Annotated in this window: 15 protein-coding genes; 7 read left to right on the top strand and 8 right to left on the bottom strand. The window is 68.5% G+C overall.

All coding sequences use genetic code 11. From position 1 onward, the window contains the following. Nucleotides 1–52 precede the first annotated feature (52 nt). On the top strand, nucleotides 53–3,187 hold the full coding sequence (glnE, locus tag KOR34_RS21400; protein ID WP_146568090.1) for a bifunctional [glutamate--ammonia ligase]-adenylyl-L-tyrosine phosphorylase/[glutamate--ammonia-ligase] adenylyltransferase: 3,135 nt from the start codon (nucleotides 53–55) through the stop codon (nucleotides 3,185–3,187). A gap of 261 nt (nucleotides 3,188–3,448) precedes the next feature. Continuing rightward, complete coding sequence (locus KOR34_RS21405) at nucleotides 3,449–3,661, top strand: LuxR C-terminal-related transcriptional regulator (RefSeq protein ID WP_146568092.1); 213 nt, start codon at nucleotides 3,449–3,451, stop codon at nucleotides 3,659–3,661. A 168-nt stretch (nucleotides 3,662–3,829) separates the two neighbouring features. Here KOR34_RS21405 and KOR34_RS21410 read toward each other — a convergent pair whose 3' ends face one another. Further along, entirely contained in the window at nucleotides 3,830–4,786 is a 957-nt protein-coding gene (locus KOR34_RS21410; RefSeq protein WP_146568094.1) for a hypothetical protein, read from the bottom strand. Between the two features lie 248 nt (nucleotides 4,787–5,034). Between KOR34_RS21410 and KOR34_RS21415 the strand changes: the two genes are divergently transcribed. Beyond that, nucleotides 5,035–5,637, top strand: a complete 603-nt coding sequence (locus KOR34_RS21415; protein WP_146568096.1) for a LemA family protein — start codon at nucleotides 5,035–5,037, stop codon at nucleotides 5,635–5,637. Between the two features lie 90 nt (nucleotides 5,638–5,727). After that, nucleotides 5,728–7,710 (top strand): M48 family metallopeptidase, encoded by a 1,983-nt coding sequence (locus KOR34_RS21420; RefSeq protein WP_146568098.1) that lies wholly within the window; start codon nucleotides 5,728–5,730, stop codon nucleotides 7,708–7,710. Nucleotides 7,711–7,818: 108 nt separating this feature from the next. On the opposite strand, the gene KOR34_RS21425 is transcribed toward KOR34_RS21420, so the two are convergent. Together KOR34_RS21425 and KOR34_RS21430 are read right to left on the bottom strand one after the other, a co-directional pair. Next, on the bottom strand, nucleotides 7,819–8,595 hold the full coding sequence (locus tag KOR34_RS21425; RefSeq protein WP_146568100.1) for a hypothetical protein: 777 nt from the start codon (nucleotides 8,593–8,595) through the stop codon (nucleotides 7,819–7,821). Between the two features lie 709 nt (nucleotides 8,596–9,304). Then, the gene (locus tag KOR34_RS21430) at nucleotides 9,305–10,240 is read right to left on the bottom strand and encodes a hypothetical protein (protein ID WP_146568102.1); all 936 of its coding nucleotides are present in this window, start codon (nucleotides 10,238–10,240) and stop codon (nucleotides 9,305–9,307) included. Between the two features lie 415 nt (nucleotides 10,241–10,655). On the opposite strand from KOR34_RS21430, the gene epmA reads away from it, so the two are divergent. Beyond that, on the top strand, nucleotides 10,656–11,546 hold the full coding sequence (epmA, locus tag KOR34_RS21435; RefSeq protein WP_146568103.1) for an EF-P lysine aminoacylase EpmA: 891 nt from the start codon (nucleotides 10,656–10,658) through the stop codon (nucleotides 11,544–11,546). Here epmA and KOR34_RS21440 read toward each other — a convergent pair. The 4 genes from KOR34_RS21440 to KOR34_RS21455 all read right to left on the bottom strand — a co-directional run bounded on the left by KOR34_RS21440 (nucleotide 11,543) and on the right by KOR34_RS21455 (nucleotide 14,691). Further along, complete coding sequence (locus KOR34_RS21440; RefSeq protein ID WP_146568105.1) at nucleotides 11,543–12,358, bottom strand: hypothetical protein; 816 nt, start codon at nucleotides 12,356–12,358, stop codon at nucleotides 11,543–11,545. The two genes, epmA and KOR34_RS21440, sit on opposite strands and share 4 nt — an antisense overlap. Further along, complete coding sequence (locus KOR34_RS21445; RefSeq protein ID WP_146568107.1) at nucleotides 12,358–12,882, bottom strand: dihydrofolate reductase; 525 nt, start codon at nucleotides 12,880–12,882, stop codon at nucleotides 12,358–12,360. Before KOR34_RS21445 ends, KOR34_RS21440 begins: the two co-directional genes overlap by 1 nt. 663 nt (nucleotides 12,883–13,545) lie before the next feature. Then, nucleotides 13,546–14,340, bottom strand: a complete 795-nt coding sequence (locus KOR34_RS21450) for a thymidylate synthase (RefSeq protein WP_146568109.1) — start codon at nucleotides 14,338–14,340, stop codon at nucleotides 13,546–13,548. An 87-nt stretch (nucleotides 14,341–14,427) separates the two neighbouring features. Beyond that, entirely contained in the window at nucleotides 14,428–14,691 is a 264-nt protein-coding gene (locus tag KOR34_RS21455; protein ID WP_146568111.1) for a hypothetical protein, read from the bottom strand. Between the two features lie 244 nt (nucleotides 14,692–14,935). Between KOR34_RS21455 and KOR34_RS21460 the strand changes: the two genes are divergently transcribed. Further along, on the top strand, nucleotides 14,936–15,247 hold the full coding sequence (locus KOR34_RS21460; protein WP_146568113.1) for a P-II family nitrogen regulator: 312 nt from the start codon (nucleotides 14,936–14,938) through the stop codon (nucleotides 15,245–15,247). A gap of 81 nt (nucleotides 15,248–15,328) precedes the next feature. Then, complete coding sequence (locus tag KOR34_RS21465) at nucleotides 15,329–15,997, top strand: MotA/TolQ/ExbB proton channel family protein (protein ID WP_228714732.1); 669 nt, start codon at nucleotides 15,329–15,331, stop codon at nucleotides 15,995–15,997. 27 nt (nucleotides 15,998–16,024) lie between these two features. On the opposite strand, the gene KOR34_RS21470 is transcribed toward KOR34_RS21465, so the two are convergent. Then, the gene (locus KOR34_RS21470) at nucleotides 16,025–19,474 is read right to left on the bottom strand and encodes a mechanosensitive ion channel domain-containing protein (RefSeq protein WP_228714733.1); all 3,450 of its coding nucleotides are present in this window, start codon (nucleotides 19,472–19,474) and stop codon (nucleotides 16,025–16,027) included. Nucleotides 19,475–19,865 lie beyond the last annotated feature (391 nt).

Here is a 19,865-nt window from a genome sequence, read left to right on the forward strand (position 1 = left end):
TTGACACCAGGCGGTCGAGACAGGCGATATCGCCCCTTCTAGTCGCGGAACAATGCAACTCGACACGCTGTGCAGCTATCTGGACGACACTTCTAGTGCCGGTTCGTGGCTCCAATCCGTCGGCATCGCCGAGCTGGACACGGGCTACCGGAACTTGGTCATGATGTCCGAGGCCGGCGTGCCGCTCGACCTGCTGGCCAACCTGTGCGACCAGTTTGCGACGGCCGCTCCGACGCTTGCCGACCGTGACATGGCTTGGAACAACCTGGAGCGGTTCGTCTCTAGCGCGCGCAACCCGCTCAGCACGACCGCGTTGTTCGAACGCGACGCCGAGGCGCTGCCGAACCTGCTGCAACTGTTCTCGACCAGCCAGTACCTCAGCGACCTGCTGGTCAACGACCACGAGGCGTACGACCTGCTGCGCATGACCGAGGGCCACCCGGTCGCGCGGGACGTGCTGGTCGACGAGTTGTCCGCCGACCTGGCCGCGATCAATTCTCGCGACGACGCGCTGGCGGCGCTCCGCCGGCACAAACGCCGCGAGACGCTCCGCATCGCCTACGGCGACATCATCCGCAACCAGTCGGTCGCGACCGTGTCGCGGCAGATATCGTTCCTCGCTGACGCGCTGGTCGAGGCCGCCCTCCGGTTCGCCCGTGCGCAGCTGGAGCAGAAGTACGGCGTCCCCCGCTGGGGCCAGGGCGAGGCCGCCCGGTTCTGCGTGCTGGCGCTCGGCAAGCTTGGCGGCATCGAGCTGAACTACTCGAGCGACATCGACCTGATCCTGCTCTACGACCACGACGGCCAGACCGACGGCGGCCGGTCGATCACCAACCGCGAGTTCTTCGAGCGGCTCTCGCGTGACCTCGTGAAGCTGCTCACCGAGCCGACCGACGCCGGCGCCGTGTACCGGGTGGACCTGCGGCTCCGGCCCGAAGGGAGCCGGGGCCCGGTCTGCGGCAGCTACGAGCAGATGGTCCAGTACTACGACAACAAGGGCCGCACCTGGGAACGCCAGGCGTTCATCAAGGCCAGGTCGATCGCCGGCGCCGTTTCGCTGGGCGATGAATTGCTCGGCCACCTTGAGCCGTGGGTGTATCGGCGGTACCTCAGCCTGGCCGACATCACCGGCATCAAGTCGCTCAAGCAGAGGATCGAGAAGCGGGCCGTGTCCGAGGGCGACGACCTGCGCAACGTGAAGACCGGCCGCGGCGGCATCCGCGACATCGAATTCGTCATCCAGTTCTTGCAGCTGCTCAACGGCGGCACCCTCAGCGAGCTCCGCACCGGCAACACGCTGGACGCGATCGCCCAGTTGGAGAAGGTCGGCTGCCTGACGCCGCAGGAACGCGGTCTGCTGGAGGACAACTACTGTCAGCTCCGCAAGCTGGAGCACCGCCTGCAGATCATGTACGACCTGCAGACGCACAACCTGCCGGAGGCCTCCGCCGACCTGCAGAAGGTTGCCATCCGGATGGGCTACTTCGACACGCCCGACGGCGCCGCGCTCGAGGCGTTTCAGGCCGACCTGGGCGAGCAGCGCGAGGTCAACCGCAAGATCCTCGACCACCTGCTGCACGACGCCTACGTCGGCGACGGCGCCGACGAGCCGGAGGTCGACCTGGTCAACGACCCCGACCCCAGCCCCGAGCGGATCCAGGAGGTGCTCGGCAAGTACCCCTTCAAGGACGTCCCCGCCGCCTACGCCAACCTGATGGAGCTGGCGACCGAGAAGATCCGCTTCCTCTCCACCAGGCGGTGCCGCCACTTCCTGGCCTCGATCTCGCCGCGGCTGCTGGCGGCCATCGCCCAGACGCCCGAGCCCGACACCACGCTCGTGAACCTCACGCGCGTCAGCGACTCGATCGGCGGCAAGGCGGCCCTGTGGGAGCTGTTCAGCGAGAACAACGCTTCGCTCAACCTGTACGTCACGCTCTGCGCGGCGTGCCCGTACCTGGCGGGCATCCTGACCAGCAACCCGGGCATGATCGACGACCTGCTCGACAGCCTGCTGGTCGAGAGCCTGCCGACGCTGCCGCAGCTCAACGCGGCGCTGGCGGAGCTGACCCGCGGCGCGGAGGACCAGGAGCTGATCCTGCACAGCTTCAAGAACGCCCAGCACCTGCGGGTGGGCGTCCGCGACATCCTCGGCAAGGACGACGTCAGCGCCACCCACGCCGCGCTGTCGGACATCGCGGAAGCGTGCCTCAACACGATCATCGCGACCGAGTACGCGGCGCTGGTCGACAAGTACGGCGTCCCCACGATCGTCCTGCCCGACGACCCTCAGGCCGCGCCCCCGGCGCTGGCCGGACGGGGCGGGCAGCCGTGCGGGTTCATCGTGCTGGCGCTCGGCAAGCTGGGCGGCGCCGAGCCCAACTACCACAGCGACCTCGACCTTGTCTTTCTGTACGAGCACGAGGGCCGCACGCAGCCCGAGGGTCGCGCCGGCGAGGGGACCACCAATGGCCACTTCTTCAGCGAGCTGACCCAGCGGATCATCAAGTCGGCCAGCCACATCGGGCCCCACGGGCGGCTCTACGAGGTGGACGCCCGACTCCGCCCCACCGGCCGGAGCGGCTCGCTGGCCAACCCGGTCGACGCCTTCCTCAGCTACTTCCAGAGCGGCGCCGGGCAGCTGTGGGAGCGGCAGGCCCTCTGCAAGGCCAGGGTGGTCTACGGTGACCCCGAGGCCGCCGGCTACGCGATGCAGGCCGTCCATCAGGCCGCGTTCGGCCCCGACTGGTTGCCGGAGCAGACCGAAGAAATCCGGCAGATGCGGCTGCGTCTGGAGGAGAACGCCAGCCGCACCAACCTGAAACGCGGCCGGGGCGGCACCATGGACACCGAGTTCCTGGTGCAGATGCTGCAGCTCCGCCACGGCGGCCAGGACCCCTCCGTCCGGGTGACCGGCACGCTCGACGCGCTGGCGGCGCTGCACGGGCGAGGCTACCTGTCCGACGACGACTTCGACCACTTCAGCGAGAGCTACCGCTTCCAACGCAGCGTCGAGGCCCGCATCAGGCTGATGGACTCGCTCGGCCGCCACGAGCTGCCGACCGACGACGGCGAACTCGCTAAGCTCGCGTTCCTGCTCGGCGGCCATGACGGCGGCCAGCTCGCCCGCCGCGCTGAGGAGTGCTTCGAAGAGAACCGTCGGCGGTTCGACCAGCTATTTGGCGGTTAGCCCAATTGCGGCTGTTTTCTAAACAAAACGGTGTCGAACGAGTGCGGGAAGCTGTATCATCGTACGGCGATCCGCCGCGGGGTGCGGTTTCTCCCGAAGGTCAATCGCTCTAAGCAGCAAATGCACTCAAAATTGCATAGTAAAGATGCATTAACCCGACTGGTTTTTTCGTAACGATGGGTCAGACTAGCGATCTTAAGAACTAGCGAAGGCGCTAGCACGAGTGACACAAGTTGAGGAGACGAAAGGAGAAACACGCAAATGGTGGAGCTTACTGAAAGGGAGCACCAGCTGCTGCGACTGTTGGTCGAGGGAGCATCGAACCGGGTCGCGGCGAACGAAATGGGCATCGCCCTGCGGACGATGGAACTGCACCGGCAGAAGGTGATGCAGAAGCTGGGCGCCAAGTCGGCCGCGCAGCTCGGCTACCTCTACGCCATGGTCGAGAAGGGCGAGCCCTGCGCGACCGTGTAGCCAGCGTCACGCTGCTACCCCGCCGCCCACGGCGGCCCTGCTAATCCAAGGCGCCCGACACACAGGGGGCGTCAACAACCGGTTGGCTCGACTCGGCCGCGTGCTGCGTCATGCCTAGGTTCAATCAAACGCCGCCGCCTGGGGGTTCCCCGGGGCCGCGGCGTTTGCTCATTGACGGGTGAGCCGCGTGGTGTCGACGTAGCCGTACTGCCCGCCGGTCATCCGCGCAAGCTCCTTCAAGAAGTTGTCCTTGCCGCGTTCCGGCCCGCGTCCGAACTCGATCGCGCAGATCGCCGCCCCCACGCGTCCGTTGAGCCGCGCGATCTGCTGCATCTCCCCGCCGGTCATCGCGTCGTCGGCGTCGGTCAGGAAAAACACCACGTCCGGCTCCATGCCCAGCGCGCGCCGCAGGGCGAGGAACCGGTCGGTGCCGCCGTCGGCGGTGATGCCGCCCACAAACGCCGCCGCCGCGGCCAGCGTGCGCTCGTTGGCGAACGCCACGCGGTTGTCGCCCTGCGTCAGGTCGAACGCCCTGAGCCGGTGGTTGAAGAACACGATCTGGAACTGGTGGGTGCTATCCAGCGACTCGAGGCTCGCCAGCAGCTGCTTCTTTGCAGCGGCCAGCGGGGCCCCGGTCATGCTGACCGAGCGGTCGAACGCGTACACGAACTTGTGCCCGGTGCCCTGCACGCCGAACACGCTCACCGTGGCGCCGCCGCCAATGGTGCGGCCGGGCAGCGCATCGCCCTCGCCTGCGCCACCGCCGGGCGTGACTCCCAGCACGCTGTCCGACGCGGACGGGCCCGCCTCGGCGGGCGGCAGGTGCATGGCCAGGTCGGACAACGCCGAGTCGTCAACCGGGCTGCTGGCGGCGGCCGCGGCGCTGGCCGGCGGCGCCGATTCCGCAGGCTGCTGCTGGTCCTCTTCGCCCTCGTAGGTGGTTGTGTTTTCCTCCGTGCTGCGGAGCACGATCCCCGCCCGCGCGGTGGTCTGCTCGGTCGCGCCGCGCGGGCGGCCGGCGGCGATCACCAGCACCGTCGAGACGATCAGCCCGTGCGTCAGCACCGAGATCGCCCAGGCGGGCCACGGCCGCTCGGTCGGAGAGGTTTTCTGCTTCTTTGACAAGGCGGCGGCCGGTTCGGGTCGGGGTGGTTCTCCTGATTCTACTCTGCCGACCAGACCCGGCCCAAGGCGGCCGGGCCCGTCGTCGGTGACCTAAGCTTGCGGTGCTAGAGGAGTTGCGCGGCTTGCGGTAAGATCAGCCGCAGCCCCCCAGCGTGGCGGGCCGGCAAGATCCGCCGCGTGACGTCGACTACCCTCCGCTGCCCACGCAGAGATCCCAACGGAACCTTCTCCCCCTGGAGCCCCCGGACATGCCCCCCTGGTTAATCGCGATTGTCATTATCGGCGGCATCGGCGTGCTCGTGCTGATGTACGGCGTTGGCATCTACAACAAGCTGGTGACCCTCAAGAACCGGTTTGAGAACGCCTTCAGCCAGATCGAGGTGCAGCTCAAACGCCGCTACGACCTCATCCCCAACCTGGTCGAGACCGCCAAGGGCTACATGTCGCACGAGCGCGAAACCCTCGAGGCGGTCATCTCCGCCCGCAACCAGGCGGTCGGCGCGCTGCAGGCCGCGGCCGCCAACCCGGGCGACGCCAAGGCCATGGCCGGCCTGGCCGGCGCCGAGCAGGGCCTGGGCGGCGTGCTGGGGCGGCTGTTCGCCGTCGCCGAGGCGTACCCCGACCTCAAGGCTAACCAGAACATGATGCAGCTCTCCGAGGAGCTCACCTCCACCGAGAACAAGGTTGCGTTCGCCCGCCAGGCGTACAACGACTCGGCCACCGCGTACAACACCTACAAGCAGACCTTCCCGCCGGTGTTCTTCGCCGCGCTGTTCGGGCACGGCGAGAACGCCCAGCTGCTCGACTTCGACGACGCCCAGATCAGCGAGGCCCCCAAGGTGAGCTTCTGATGCGGGGGGAGCGTCGGCGGGCCGCGGCTCGGATCGCCCGACCGGCCCTCGGACCCGACGCCCTGACTCCTCACCCCTGACCCCTCCGGCATGGCAACCGACTTCTTCCAACGCCAGGACGCCGCACGACGCAGCACCGCCTGGCTGGTGGTGCTGTTCCTGCTGGGCGTGGTGGGCATCGTGGCGACCGTGGTGGTCGTGGCGGCCTTCGCTTCGCAGTACTTCGAGCGCTCGCCCTACGGGGCGCTGGGGTCCTACCAGTTCGACTGGCGGTACCCGATCGCGGCCGGGCTGATCACGCTGCTGATCATCACCGGCGGCACGCTGTTCAAGATCATCATGCTCCGCAACGGCGGCGGGCAGAGCGTGGCCGAGCGGCTCGGCGGGCGGCGCCTGCTGCACGACGGCGCCGGCTACGACGAACAAAAGCTGCTGAACGTGGTGGAGGAGATGGCCCTCGCCTCCGGCGTGCCGACCCCGCCGGTCTACCTGCTGAACGAACAGGGCATCAACGCCTTCGCGGCCGGCTACTCGCCGTCCGACGCGGTGATCGGCGTCACCCGCGGCGCCGTCGAAAACCTGTCGCGCGACCAGCTGCAGGGCGTGATCGCGCACGAGTTCAGCCACATCCTCAACGGCGACATGCGGATGGGCATCCGCCTGATCGGCATCCTGCACGGCATCCTCCTGCTGGGTCTGGTGGGCCGCTGGCTGTTCGAGATCCTCATCCGCGGCGGCGCCAGCTCCTCCGGCTACAACCGCCGCCACTCCAGCGACAAGGGCGGCGCCGGCGGCGGGTCGATCCTGGTGTTCCTGGGCGTGGCGATCGTGCTGATCATCCTCGGCGCCATCGGCAGCTTTGTCGGCGGGCTCATCAAGGCGGCCGTCAGCCGCCAGCGCGAGTACCTGGCCGACGCGTCCGCCGTGCAGTTCACCCGCAACCCGGGCGGCATCGGCGGAGCGCTCAAGCGGATCGGCGGCCTCGCGTCCGGCTCGCAGCTCCGCAACCCCAACGCGGCCGAGGCCAGCCACATGTTCTTCGCCCAGGGCGTGTGGGAGGGCTTCACCGGGCTGATGGCCACCCACCCGCCGCTCGGCAAACGCATCCTCGCGATCGACCCGCAGTGGGACGGCAAGTTCCCCCGCGTCGAAGCCGCCCCGCAGTCCCACGTTACCGCCGAGGGCGCGGCCGGGTTCGCCGGCGGCGGCGGGCCCGACGCCGGCCAGCTCGAGGTCCCCGTCGAGACGGTGGACCACGCGGTCGACCAGATCGGCGAGCCCACCCAGCTGCACCGCGACTACGCCCGCGACCTGCTGCAGGAGATCCCGCCGGCGGTGCTGTCGTCGGTCCGCGAGCCGTACGGCGCCCGCGCGGTGGTGTACGGCCTGCTGCTCGACGACGACCCCTCCGTCCGCGAGGCGCAGTTCGCCGCGCTGTCGGAACTCGCCGAGGCCGACGTCGTGCGGCTCACGCGCGAGCTGGCGCCCGTGCTCGACGCCACCACCGTCAACGCCCGACTGCCGCTGGTCGACCTGGCGCTCCCGTCGCTCCGGGCGTTGTCGCAGCCGCAGTACGACCGCTTCCGCAAGAGCTTCTGGGCGCTGGTCCGCGCGGATGAGCGGCTCGGCCTGTTCGAGTGGACGCTGGCCCAGGTGCTGATGCGGCACCTGGCGCCGCAGTTCGAGGCCGTCCGCTCGCCCGGCGTGCAGTACTACGGGCTGCAGAAGCTGGGCGGCCCGGTCAGCGCGCTCTTGTCGGCCATGGCGCACGCCGGCCACGACGCCCGCCAGGCGGCCGGCGCGTTCCAGGCCGCCGCCGGTCACTTCCCCGACCTCCAACTCGAGCTCCTCCCGGCCACGCAGAGCGGGCTGTCCTCGCTGCAGGACGCGCTCGCCAAGCTGGCCACGGTGGCGCCGCGCCTCCGCGGCCAACTGGTCGACGCCTGCGCCGAGTCCATCTGCTTCGACGGCCACGTCAACGCGCGCGAAGCCGAACTCCTCCGCGGCGTGTCCGACCTGCTCGACTGCCCGATGCCGCCGCTGGTGGCGGGGCAAACCGTCGGCGCAGCGTAACGGCGTTGCCGGCCGCTTGCGCTGCTCCCCCGGCTGGCGCCGAGGGCTCCTGGCGGCGCCAAACGTTGCGTGCTGAATCGGCGTTCCCCCTGCATCAGCTACCGAGCGTTAGCCCCCGGTTCTTCTCACCGGCCCCGCCGCTAAGCTTTGCTTCTCCCTGTCCAACTCGTTCTGTCCAAAAACACGAAGCGAGGGGACAAAACCCGGCCCATTCGTTGGCGGCTCATCACCGTTTGGCACTTCTTCCGCGGGTTCCGCCGCAACGGGCGCCGGTGCTGCAGCGGGAGGTTTTGTCCGTTTTGGCGCATCGACGTCGGACGATTGCCCGGCCGGCGGCTGCTCATCGACAGGCGCGGCGACGCGTTCGGCAAGCTCCCGCAGCGCGGCCGGGACCGGCGACTCGCGTTTTGCCCTGGCGGGCGGCGCTGCTAGATCTACTTCCGGCAGGCTTGGCTTTGGGTCGCGCGGCTTTCGGCCGGTAGCGATCTGGTCGATCTGATCCTCGATGGCCCACTGCTGCGGCAGGCCGGGAACTTCGCGGCGCACGACCTCCTTCACCGCGCCTACGACCCGCTCCAGCTCGACCCGCCGCCGCCGATCCGCGCGGCGCCGCTCATCGCGGCGTTCCTGCCGTTCCACCAGCCAGGCCGCGGCCCGCCAGTGCGTTTCCGCCGCCCGCCGCACCGCCTGCAGCGGCCCCAGCCGCGCGGCCATCTTGGCCCGCCTCACTTTGAGGTCGAAGTCGTCATCGCGGTCCCGCTCGCGGCGGATTGTCTTGACGCTGCACCCCACATACTCGGCCGCGCTGCCGAGCGTCATCCCCGCGGTCAGCAGCGCGCAAACCTCCCGCCGCTTGGTCTCATCCAACACCCGTGGCCGACTCATGGTTACCCCCCGTCGATAGCGTATAGAAAGTGAGAGTGTACGCACGTACACACCCTCTTTCTATCCGACAGGGTGGCCTGGTTTCTACCAAAAACCCCGGAGAAAACAGCGTTCGAGGCGCCACCGTAGGCCGGGCCAAGCGGCGCGAAAAGCAATCCACCCCGCCACGCCCAACCGCCGCGCCGTTCCGGCAATTCGACGTCCGACGCATGGCCAGATCGGTTCCGCCGGAGCAGCGCGGCGGCAGCATCGGCTATCTACGGCCGCCTCCCGCGCCGCTTGATCTGGCCTACGGGCTAGGCAGCGCACTGGCGTAGCCAGTGGCGCCCGATTGGTACGCTTGGTCGCCTATCCCGTCACCATGCCATACCCAACAATCCGGGCGCCTTCCCTCAGCGTGAAGCAGGCGCCCGGTTGAACGCCGCTGTAGTCCACGTTTCCGTCGTACATCAGAGTGAGCCGAACCTTATGGGGAACCCCTGGCGTCAACTCTTCCCCATCTCCGTGCATTGCGACGCCAAGGTAGTGTTCCAAGATCTGGTTGTGCTCATCGACTAGGGCGACGCGCTGCTTCGCGTCTCCCAAGACAATATGAGGCCTGTAGTCGGCCGAAGCGAACGCCGGATGACTCCTGCCGCCTTCTTCCGGTTGAAGGAACGTGACCGTTGCCTCGACAAGTGGTTTGCTGCACACTGCCCCAGACCCTTGCTTAGCGACTAGTGCCCTCGCCAGCCAACCGACTCAGCACCTTCAAGAACCGCACGTCCTCTTTGCCCAGGCTCGCCTGGGCCCACTGCGCCGGCTTGTCGATCACGTCGGCGTAGGTGTTGGCGATCGCCTGGCAGGTCAGCTTGAACATCCGCTGGCGGTCGCGCTGGCCGAAGTCGAGCGACTCGGAGTCGAACTCCATGAGCGGGTCGTACTCCAGCTCGGTAGTGTTGAGCGCCCGGTCGAGCTGTGTGAGCAGCGGGTTCACGATCGACGTCGCGCCGGACTCGTGGAACTGCTGCAGCACCTCCCGCTCGGCCGACTTCAGGCGGCCGGCCAGCTCGCGCGAGTTGGCCGTGTCGCCCGCGTACTTCAGGCCGTGCTTGGACAGCAGCATGCCGACCGACGGGATCAGCGCCTTGGCGGCCACCGCCGCGCCGGCCAGCGGGTTGATCAGCGCCACCAGCCCTCCGATCAGCAGCACGCCGCCGAACACCTGCTGGTCCAGCCGGTCGATCTGGTCGGCCAGGCTGTTGAGCCGTGACCCGATGGCGCCGTCCGACGCGGGCAGCGCCTGGGCGCCGGCGCGGGCGTCGGCCAGCAGGATGTGCTCGACGGTCGGCAGCGCGTTCTCGTGCGGCAGGTGGAACACCCGCCGCTTGGGCAGGTCGTTGATGGGCGGCGCGCCCTCCGGCAGGCACCGCATCGTGTACAGCGAGTACCGCAGCTCCGACCGGCGGTCGGGCGTCAGGAAGTAGTGCTTCTCGTCCACCTGGTCGTGGTCGTACGACGAGGAGGTCTCGGTCGAGCCCAGCAGCCACGCGCCGCCCACCGCCTCGCGGGCGTAGCCCACGCCGGCGCCCAGCACGCCGGTCGCCTGAGCGAACGCCGTGGCGCCGAGGTCCTTGGCCTGGTTGAGCAGTTTGAAAACGTCCATCGATGTTCAATTCGTGGTTAGCGATCTGGCCCGCGGAGTTGCCCGTAGCCCCCGGCTCTGCCGGGGGATGATCCTGCTGGGCGCCATTGCACTCCTTCTATCCCCCCGCAGTAACCAATCGCTACGAGGCAATCGCACAGGAAGTGATGATCTTGGGTGCAATCGTTCTGAAGCACGACAGAGTCCGAAAATGCCCACGTTGGAATCGGTGGGCCACTCGCTGTAAGGCGCTGGGAAGTTTAGGCTTGTGGTTCAGGCGGTGTGGCTCTGGCGGGCGGCTAACGCCCTGCGAGCTATCCTATTGGACCCTCCACGGTAGTCGGTTTCTAGAACAAAACCCGCGTTTCGAGCACGCACACAACCAAGACGAGCCGCCCGGCAGCGATGCGGCGGGAACAGCAGGCGGAAGCGACGTATGAACCCTTCACACCTCAGAGCCAAGTCGGAGCTGTTGGATCAGCTGCGCGCGTTCTTCCAGAGCCGCGGCTTTACGGAAGTCGCCACCCCGATCGCGTCGGTCGAGGTGATCCCCGAGCGGCACATCGAGCTGTTCCGCACCACCGCGGGCGACTACCTGCAGGCGTCGCCGGAGATGGCGATGAAGCGGCTGCTGTGCCTAGGGGCCGGGCCGATCTTCCAGTTCGCCAAGGCGTTCCGCGCCGAGGAACGCGGCCCGCTGCACTCGCCCGAGTTCACGATGCTCGAGTGGTACCGCCCGGGGCACGACCTGCACGCCGGCATCGACCTGCTGGACGAGCTGGTGCAGGCGACCCTGGCGCCGCTCCCCTGCAAGCGGACCAGCTACCGCGAGGCGTTCGTCGAGCACGCCGGCTGCGACCCCTTCGACGCCGACGCCGTGCGGGCCGCTGCGGCATGCATCGAAGCCGGCGACATTGACCAGACGGACGAGCTGCTCAACCAGCTGCTCGCCAAGCGGGTCGAGCCGCAGCTGGGGGCCGAGCGACCGGAGATCCTGTACCACTACCCGGCCACGCAGTCGGCCCTGGCCGAGACCGCTGCCGACGACCGGGGCGCCGCGGTGGCCGAGCGGTTCGAGCTGTACTACCGCGGCGTGGAGCTGGCCAACGGCTACCACGAGCTGACCGACGCCGCCGTGCTGCGGCGCCGGCTGGAGGAGGCCAACCAGGGCCGTATCGCCGACGGCCGCGACGCGCTGCCGATGCCCGAGGAGATGCTGCGGCTGATGCAAGAGCCCGGCCTGCCGGCCTGCGCCGGCGTGGCGCTTGGCGTCGATCGGCTGTTGATGCTGCGCGTGGGCGCCGGGTCGATCGACGAGGTGCTCTAGATCGGCGGACGCCTGACGTGGCGCTGCGCCTCGTCGATGAGGGGCCACCAAACCCAGTGCAGCCCGGCGCGCCTGGCGGCGGCGAACGCGAGCCAGCAAGCCGCCATCCAGGTCAGGTGGACCAATGTCCAAGAACCCTTCAGCGAAGCGAAGAACGGAGCGGCGCCCAGCGACCAGCTTGCGGCCGAGTCCCCCAGGTGGGCGAACAGGCCGCCGGTCCACTCGACGATTGGGATGCCCGCCAGCCCCAGCAGCGTGAGGCCGATAGCGTGCTCTCGGCTCAGGTGGTCGCGGCCGGCGAGCCAGGCGGCGGACAGGCCCCCGACCGCGAGGCCGAGCCCCATGACAACCGACAGCAGCAGGCTTGCGCCGGCGGGCAGTTCGCTGCCCTCAACGCTGTTGAGCCAGTGCCGGGCCGAGGCCGCCAGCACCGCCGTGGCGCTGGCCAGCACGAACAACGCCGGCAGCCGGAACCGCGATGGGTCGGTTGGCAGAATAAGCGAGGCCTCGCGCGTCAGTGCGGCCTCGCTCGAAAAGCGGTACTGGCGCGTCAGGATGACGAAGCTACCTGCCATCCAAGCCGCCGCGCAGATCGCCGGGATCGGCGCCCAGGGTGTGCCGGGCAGGGGGCTGGCGAGCACCGCGTGGGCGTGCAGCAGCAGCGCCAACGCGATCACCCCGGCGGTGACGCGGTTGATAACACTCGACGTGCCCGCGACGGCGTAGGCACAGCTCACCGCCATCGGCGCCATCAGCAGACCGGCCCACAGCAGGGGTGGGAGCTGGGTCTCGAGCAGCGGCTTGGGCGGCATTACTTGCGGTCCCAGACCTCGAATGTGAATGAGTGCTCGTGCTTCTCGTCGGCGGGGTGGTCCACTTTCTCGGTCAGCTCGAAGCGGGACCAGTCGACCTCGGGGAAGTGGGCGTGGCCGTCCTCGATGGTGGCGTGCACGCGGGTCAGGTAGATGCGGTCGACGCGGGGCAGGGCGTCGGCGTACACGCGGCTGCCGCCGCCGATGAACACCTGGTCGGTGGGCCCGCCGATGCGGTGGGCGGTCTGGATCGCGTCGTCCAGGCTGGTCGCGGTGAGCACCTGGGTGCCCGGCTTGAGGTCGTCCGGGACCGACACCTCGTCGGGGCTGCTGGTCAGCACGATCGAAGTGCGGCCCGGCAGCGGGCGGTCGTGCGACTCGTAGGTCTTGCGGCCCTGGATGATGCAGTGCCCGATGGTGTGCCCGCGGAACCACTTCAGGTCGGCCGGCAGCCGCCACGGCAGCCCGCCGTCCTGACCGATGACGTTGTTCTCACTGGCGGCGGTGATGATGGAGAGTTTCATAGCAAGCTGTAGCGTGCGGAGTGGATCTGCCAAGCGTGAGGGGCTTGAATCGTCGGTTGCTCGTAGCCCCCGGCTCCGCCGGGGGATCGCATCATGGCAGAGATAGCTCGCAAGGCAATCCCCAGGCGGATCCGGGGGCTACCGTTCTTTGGATCGAGTGCAACGGGCCCATACCAGGTACAACGCTCCATGTGTAAGTAGAACAAGTGGAGTGACCAGTAGCCCTCCACAAACAGGGCCGACCCATCCGTGGCCGGTTGCTGCGCTAACAAGTGCGCAGGCCGAGGTGATAGCGACACACGCTAGAGCTGGTGGTACCGCAACCGTCCACGGGATGTCATCCAGCAAGATATCGAATTCGTCGTCATCCTCTTTCCCGGCACTTGGGCGGTCGCCGCCAGGATCTGATTGAGGCGATTGGTAGGGATTCACTTGGCTTGCCACCAAAGATGAGACCAGTCGCGTCAGTTCATGTGCTCGTAGCCCCCGGCTCCGCCGGGGGATCGCATCATGGCAGAGATAGCTCGCAAGGCAATCCCCCGGCAGAGCCGGGGGCTACGAGTCGATCGTGAGGGCGGATCGCCTGTACGGCGCCGAGTAGCTGTCGTGGCGTCAGCATTAACTACCAACCACTAGCCAATCACCACCAACCACCCCCCCACACTACACCGCCACCGGCGCCTTGATGTGCGGGTGCGGGTCGTAGTCGGTGAGCTTGAAGTGCTCGAAGCGGAAGTCGAACAGCGAGTCAACGCTCGGGTCGAGCGTCATGGTGGGCAGCGGGCGGGGATCGCGCTGGAGCTGCGTGCGGGCCTGGTCCAGGTGGTTGTCGTACAGGTGGGCGTCGCCCAGGGTGTGGACGAACTCGCCCGCCTCAAGGCCGGTCACCTGGGCGACCATCATCAACAGGAGCGCGTAGCTGGCGATGTTGAACGGCACGCCCAGGAACACGTCGGCCGAGCGCTGGTAGAGCTGGCAGCTCAGCCGGCCGTCGGCCACGTAGAACTGGTACAGCAGGTGGCAGGGCGGCAGCGCCATCTGGTCCAGCTCGCCCACGTTCCACGCGCTGACGATCAGCCGGCGGCTGTCGGGGTTGCCGCGGATCTGGTCGACCAGCTCGTGCAATTGGTCGACCGTGCGGCCGTCGGGCGCAGCCCAGCTGCGCCACTGCTTGCCGTACACGGGGCCGAGGTCGCCGCTCTCGTCGGCCCACTCGTCCCAGATGCTGACGCCGTGCTCGTTGAGGTAGGCGGTGTTGGTGTCGCCGCGGATGAACCACAGCAGCTCGTGGATGATGCTCCGCAGGTGCAGCTTCTTGGTGGTGACCAGCGGGAACCCCTCGGCCAGGTTAAACCGCATCTGCCGCCCGAACACGCTGCGCGTGCCGGTGCCGGTGCGGTCGCTCTTGGCGGCGCCGTTCTCGAGGATGTCGGAGAGGAGGTCGAGGTATTGCTGCATTGGGGGGGCCGTCGGCTATCGGCGGTTGGCTATCGGCTCGGCTGCCGCCAATGGCTAAGAGCCAACAGCGAACAGCCCGCGTCCGCATCACCCCTTCGCCATCAACTCCTCAACCACCTTGGCCACCATCTGCGGGTCGTCCTGGGCGCGGATGTGGTCGATGCGGTCCTGCTTGAGGCCGCACTTCTCGAGGGCTTTGACGATCATGTCCCACTGCTTCTCGCGCTTCTTGCCCTCGGCCAGGTAGAGCTCGGTAACCAGCTCGCTCAGACGCTGCAGGCCGATGTTCTCGCGGTTGTCGTAGTACCGCTTGATGATGTTCTGCTGGTGCTTGCTGTACTGCCGTTCCATGGCTGCTCTCGGGTGCGGGTAGTCTGCGGGGGAGGTGACGATCGGGCGATGAATTATAGCCGTCCGCGGGGGCCCTGTCAGTGCGGCCGGCCGGGCCTGGCCGGCCCCAGGTTGTTGTCGGCTATCTGGCGCCCGGGGCTGCAGTTCAGCGGATTTCCGAGGGCGTGTGGCTTTCTCCGCCGCCGCCGGTCAGTTAGGCTGGAGCCTGGCCACAGGCGAAATGATGGCGCCCCTAGAAATCCCAATGAAGCAAGTCGTCGCGATCGTGAAGCCGTACCTGGCCGAGCGGATCCTGGAGAGCCTGCGCCGTGCGCCCCTCGAGGCGGTGGTCGTCCGCGAGGTGAAGGGCATGGGCAAGCAGAAGAGCTACCTGGACCAGTACGCGGACTCGGAGTACTCGCTGGCGTTCCTGCCGAAGGTCGAGATCACCCTGTGGGTCGACGACGCCCGCGCCGAGGAGGTGGTCCGCAAAGTGGTGGAGGTCGCCCGCACCGGCCGCATGGGCGACGGCAAGATCATGATCCTGCCGGCCAACCCGGTCGAGATGCCGGTCTGACGCGGCGCCGGCCGCCCCCCGTTCCCACGACCCGTCCCCAGCGATTCAGTCCCCAGCGAACCAGCCAGGCGGTAGCCCACGTTGTCCGTTGCCACGCTCTTGATGCTCGCGGCCGAAGGGGGCGGCGTTCTGGACATCATTTTCGCCGGCGGCGTGACCGGGCTGGCGATCGTGCTGGTGCTGCTGGCGCTGTCGATGGTCGCGCTGGCGCTAGCGGTCGAGCACCTGCTGACCATCCGCCGTGACGTGCTGATGCCGCCCGGCCTGGCGGAGCGGGTCGCTAAGCTGCTCTCGCAGCGCGACCTGCAGGGCGCCGCGGCGGCGTGCGACCAGCAGCCCAGCTTCCTGGCGCACATCATCCGCCACTCGCTGGTCGAGGCCGCCGACGGCTGGCCGGCCATCGAGAAGGCGCTGGAGGGCGCGACCGCCGAGCAGGCCGCGCGGCTGTTCCGCAAGATCGAGTACCTGTCGGTGATCGGCAACATCGCGCCGATGATCGGCCTGCTCGGGACCGTGGTCGGCATGATCTTCGCCTTCCAGGAGGTGGCCGACACCCAGGGCGCCGCCCGCGCCGCCGAGCTGGCCGGCGGCATCTACCAGGCGCTGGTCACAACGGTCGGCGGGCTGCTGGTGGCGATCCCCTCGCTGGCGGCCTTCGCCGTGTTCCGCAACCGCGTGGACGGCCTGGTGAGCGACGCCGCCGCCACCGCGCTGCGGGCGCTGCGGCCGCTGAAGCGGCCCGCGGCCTAGAGCGCACGTCGCGTGTATGTAGCGCCGCTAGTTGTCGCGCGAGAACCCGAACCCCGGCTTGGAGCCCGCCTCTTCCAGCACCCGGTGCTCGGCGCTGTCGTCGCCCGGCGCCGTGAGCTTCTCGAGGGCCTCGGGCATGCTGCGGATGTGCAGGTCGCGTTGCGGGAAGGCGATCTCGATGCCGTGCTTGCGGAACTCGTCGTCCACGGCCAGCATCAGCGAGTGCCGCATCGGCATCATGTGCGATAGGTCCTGCGTGAACACCCTAAGCTCGAAGTTCAGGCTGCTGTCGCCGAAGGTGTCGAACAGCACGAACGGCTCGGGCGTGTCGGCGACGTGCTCGTTCTCGCGGGCGACCTTGTACAGCAGCTCGGTGGCCAGGCGGGTGTCGCTGCCGTACGCGACGCCCACCTTCAGCACGTGCCGCAGCACGCGGCTGGAGAGCGTCCAGTTGATCAGGTTGCCGGTGATGAAGTCGCGGTTAGGGACAATCAATTCCTTGTTGTCCCAGTCCTGCACTGTGGTGGCGCGGATGCGGATCCGGGTCACCACGCCGGACACGTTGCCGATGGTCACGACGTCGCCGGGGCGCACGGGCCGCTCGAACAGCAGGATGATGCCCGACACGAAGTTGGCGAAGATCTCCTGCAGGCCGAAGCCCAGACCGACCGTCATCGCCGCGACCAGCCACTGCACGCTGCTCCAGCTGATTCCCAGCATCCCCACACCGATGACCCCGCCCACCACCACGATCAGGTACCGTGAGACCGAGGTCGCGGCGTAACGGGCGCCGGCGTCCAGCGGCAGCTTCTGGAACAACGCGATCTCCAGCAGGCCCGGCACGTTGCGGCCCGCGAACCAGGTCAGCGTGAACACGCCCAGCGACAGCAGCAGCCCGGCCACGGTGACCTTGGGGTACACGCCCTCCTCGTTGGGGACGCCGCTCTGCCAGAGGCCGAAGGTGTCGGGGTCGTTCAGGGCGTTGAGCGCCGGCAGCACATCGCCCCAGGCCAGCACCATGGCGCCGATGATGCACGCCGTGACGCCCACGCCCACCAGGCTGCGCGCCTGCTGATTGATGTCGCTGAGGCTGATCTCCGGCTCGACCTCAATGGCCGCCGCCTCGGTGGGGGCGTTCTCCTGCGCCTCGAGCATCGCCTTGCGTTTCTCGCGGGCGCGCTGCATCGCGACCCGCCGGTAGGCGACCAGCAGCCACCTCATCAAGAACGCCCTGACCGCCAGGCAGATGAACACCACGCCGGCCGAAAACAGGATGCGGCGGGTGAGCTGGATGGCGGTGAAGTGCATCCCCAGCCCAGACGCGACCGCGAGCCCCAGCGCGGACGCCACGGAAAGCGGGCCCAGCAGCCGGACCAGGCGGGTCACCCAGGGCTTGTCGCCGCGGGCGGCCAGCGAATTGATCAGCGGGCCGTGCGGGCGGAAGAAGAGGAACCCGATGCCCCCCATCACCAGCAGCGCCAGGATGAGCGAGAGCCGCCCGATCGAGTTGATCGCCGCGCCGTCCCGCGTGACCTCCACGCCCACCGCGATCGCCATCAGCGGCAGCGCAACGACCTGCATCACGCGGGCCGCCCGCCGCAGCGAGACCAGCCCCTTGCGCTCCCACCCGAAGTGGTCCGGCCCCAGGCCGCCCGATCGGCAGGAGTGCCGCAGCAGGTTGAGGATCAGGTACTGCCGCGCGAACAGGCTGAGCGCCACGCCGGTGGCGTACGGGAGCACGTTGGTCGACACGCCCAGACGCCAGCCGAGGAAGCCGATCAGCAGCGGCGTGGGGGACGCCAGCACAATGGTGGCGAGCAGCGCCATGACCGTGGGCCGGAACGAGGTGGCGGCCGGCTTCGAGGCCTGCTCGCCGGCGTCGTACATGATCTTCTTGGCCCGGCGGCGCCACAGCAGCAGGAGCAGCGTGACCATGACCGGCAGCAGCCACAGCTCGACGTGCAACTTCGCGTCCTCGAGCACGTACTCGCCCAGCAGCCGCAGGTCGGCCAGCCGCGCGTCGTAGTTGGTCCAGAAGTCCCGCGTGAACGCCAGGTCCCGCGCCGACAGCCGGGGCGCGCTGGGGACCCAGAACACCCGCTCCGTCAGGAAGTCGGACAGCGCCTGGGTCTGGTCCACGATGATCGCCTCGGACGTGTTCAGCTTGCCGAGCTCGGTCAGGTACGAGTTGGTGTGGGCGACCAGTTCCTTGAGGGTCTCGTCGCGGTCCTCGATCACCTCGCGGAGCTCGTCTTCGATCTCGGGAGAGACCTGCTCCTCGGTGTCTGCCTCATACGTGGCGACCGCCTCGGACAGCTTCTTGTCAGTGGTCTTGGCGAGCTCGGCCTTCCAGTCGTACACCTGCATGCGCAGGTCGGTGACGCGGGCGGCCCGCTTCCGCTGCCGCTCGCGGATCTGCGTGAGGTTGGGCAGCTGGTCCTGCGCGCCGCGGAGGATGGTCCCGATCGTGGGCGACCCCCGCAGCTGCTCGTCGAGGCTGATCGCGTTCTCGAGCTTGTCCTTGGCTTCGTCGGCCTCGTTGGCGGTCCGCTTGACCTGCTCTTCCAGGCGGGACTTCTTCTGCACCAGCTCGGAGTACTGCTCCGCCAGCTCCACGTTGCGTTGGGCCTCGGCCTTGACCGCCGGGTGGGCGAACACCACCGCCCGCTTGGCCTCCGAGGCCTTCTTGTCGGCGTCAATCTGCTGCTGCCTGGCCAGCCGCGCCGCGACCTCCGCTTCCCACTCCTCCGCGGCTTTGAGCTCCTTGGCGAGCCGCTCCTGCCGCGCGTTCCGCGAGCGGGAGATGATCTCGAACGTGTTGCCCTTCAGCTCCATCAGCTGGATCTCGGCCCGGGCGAGCAGGATCGCGGCCTGCTGGTTCAGACGCTTCGCCTGGGCGAGCAGCGGGTGGTCGGCGCTGTAGTCGCCCTGCAGCGCCTCCTCCGCCTTGGTGATCTTCTGGCGGGCCTGGACCATCGCGTCGGGAAGTTCCAGCCGCCGCGCGGCGCTCTGCTTGATCTCGGCCGCGGCCAGGTCCAGCTTCTCCTTGGCCGACGTGACCGCCTGCGCGGCGTTCGATTGTTCGACCTGCAGCTCGGCCAGGTCGAGGCCTTCGAGCCGCTTGCGCTGGGGCGCCGGCTGACCGGCCTGCGGCTGGTTGGTGGGGGGGGCGCTGGCGCCCTCCACCTCGGCCTTCAGGCGGGCCATCTCCTCGTTGGCCTCTTTGGCCTTGGCGAGCTGCGAGGCCGCCTTGTCGCAGACCTCCAGCACCTGTTTGCGGGTCTGCTCGTCGAGCTGATCGGCCGCGGCGTCGGTCGCCAACTTGCGGAGGTCGTTGATCTGCTGCGTCAGCGCGGCGGGGGTGAGCTGCGCGGGGTCGGCGACCGGTTCCTGCGCGTGAACTCCGGCGGGCACAGCGAGCCCGACGAGCAGCAACAGCAGGAGTTGGCGGAGGTGTCTGATCAACGTTCTGTCCATGGCGCGTAGCTAGCGGGTGGGTGTCTCGGCAGAGGGAGTCGCAAGCGGGTGGGCGGCCGCGGCGGGGAGTCGGTCCGTCGACCTGCGCTAGGATAGCACTTCACGCTCTTGGGGCTACCCGGCTTTGCCCCTGCTGGCGCCTGGCCGTTTCGCGATCATGCGCCCTAAGGCGGGGGCTGGCCGATGGTTGCGCGGCCGCCCGCGATGTGGGCCGCGGGCGCCGGGAAACCGGTCGCCGGGGCGGTCGCGGTTGGGCGTCGCGACGCGCGATTCGGCCCGGTTGACCGAACCGCTGGCGCGTCGCGCCGGCCGCTGCAAGCGCTGGGGTGAACGCCCCAACCGCCGTTGGGGTGATCGCCCCCATTCTTTTCGTTCTCGGCCGCTCTGGGCC

Origin of the sequence: Posidoniimonas corsicana, assembly GCF_007859765.1 — a bacterium.
GTDB classification, from domain to species: domain Bacteria; phylum Planctomycetota; class Planctomycetia; order Pirellulales; family Lacipirellulaceae; genus Posidoniimonas; species Posidoniimonas corsicana.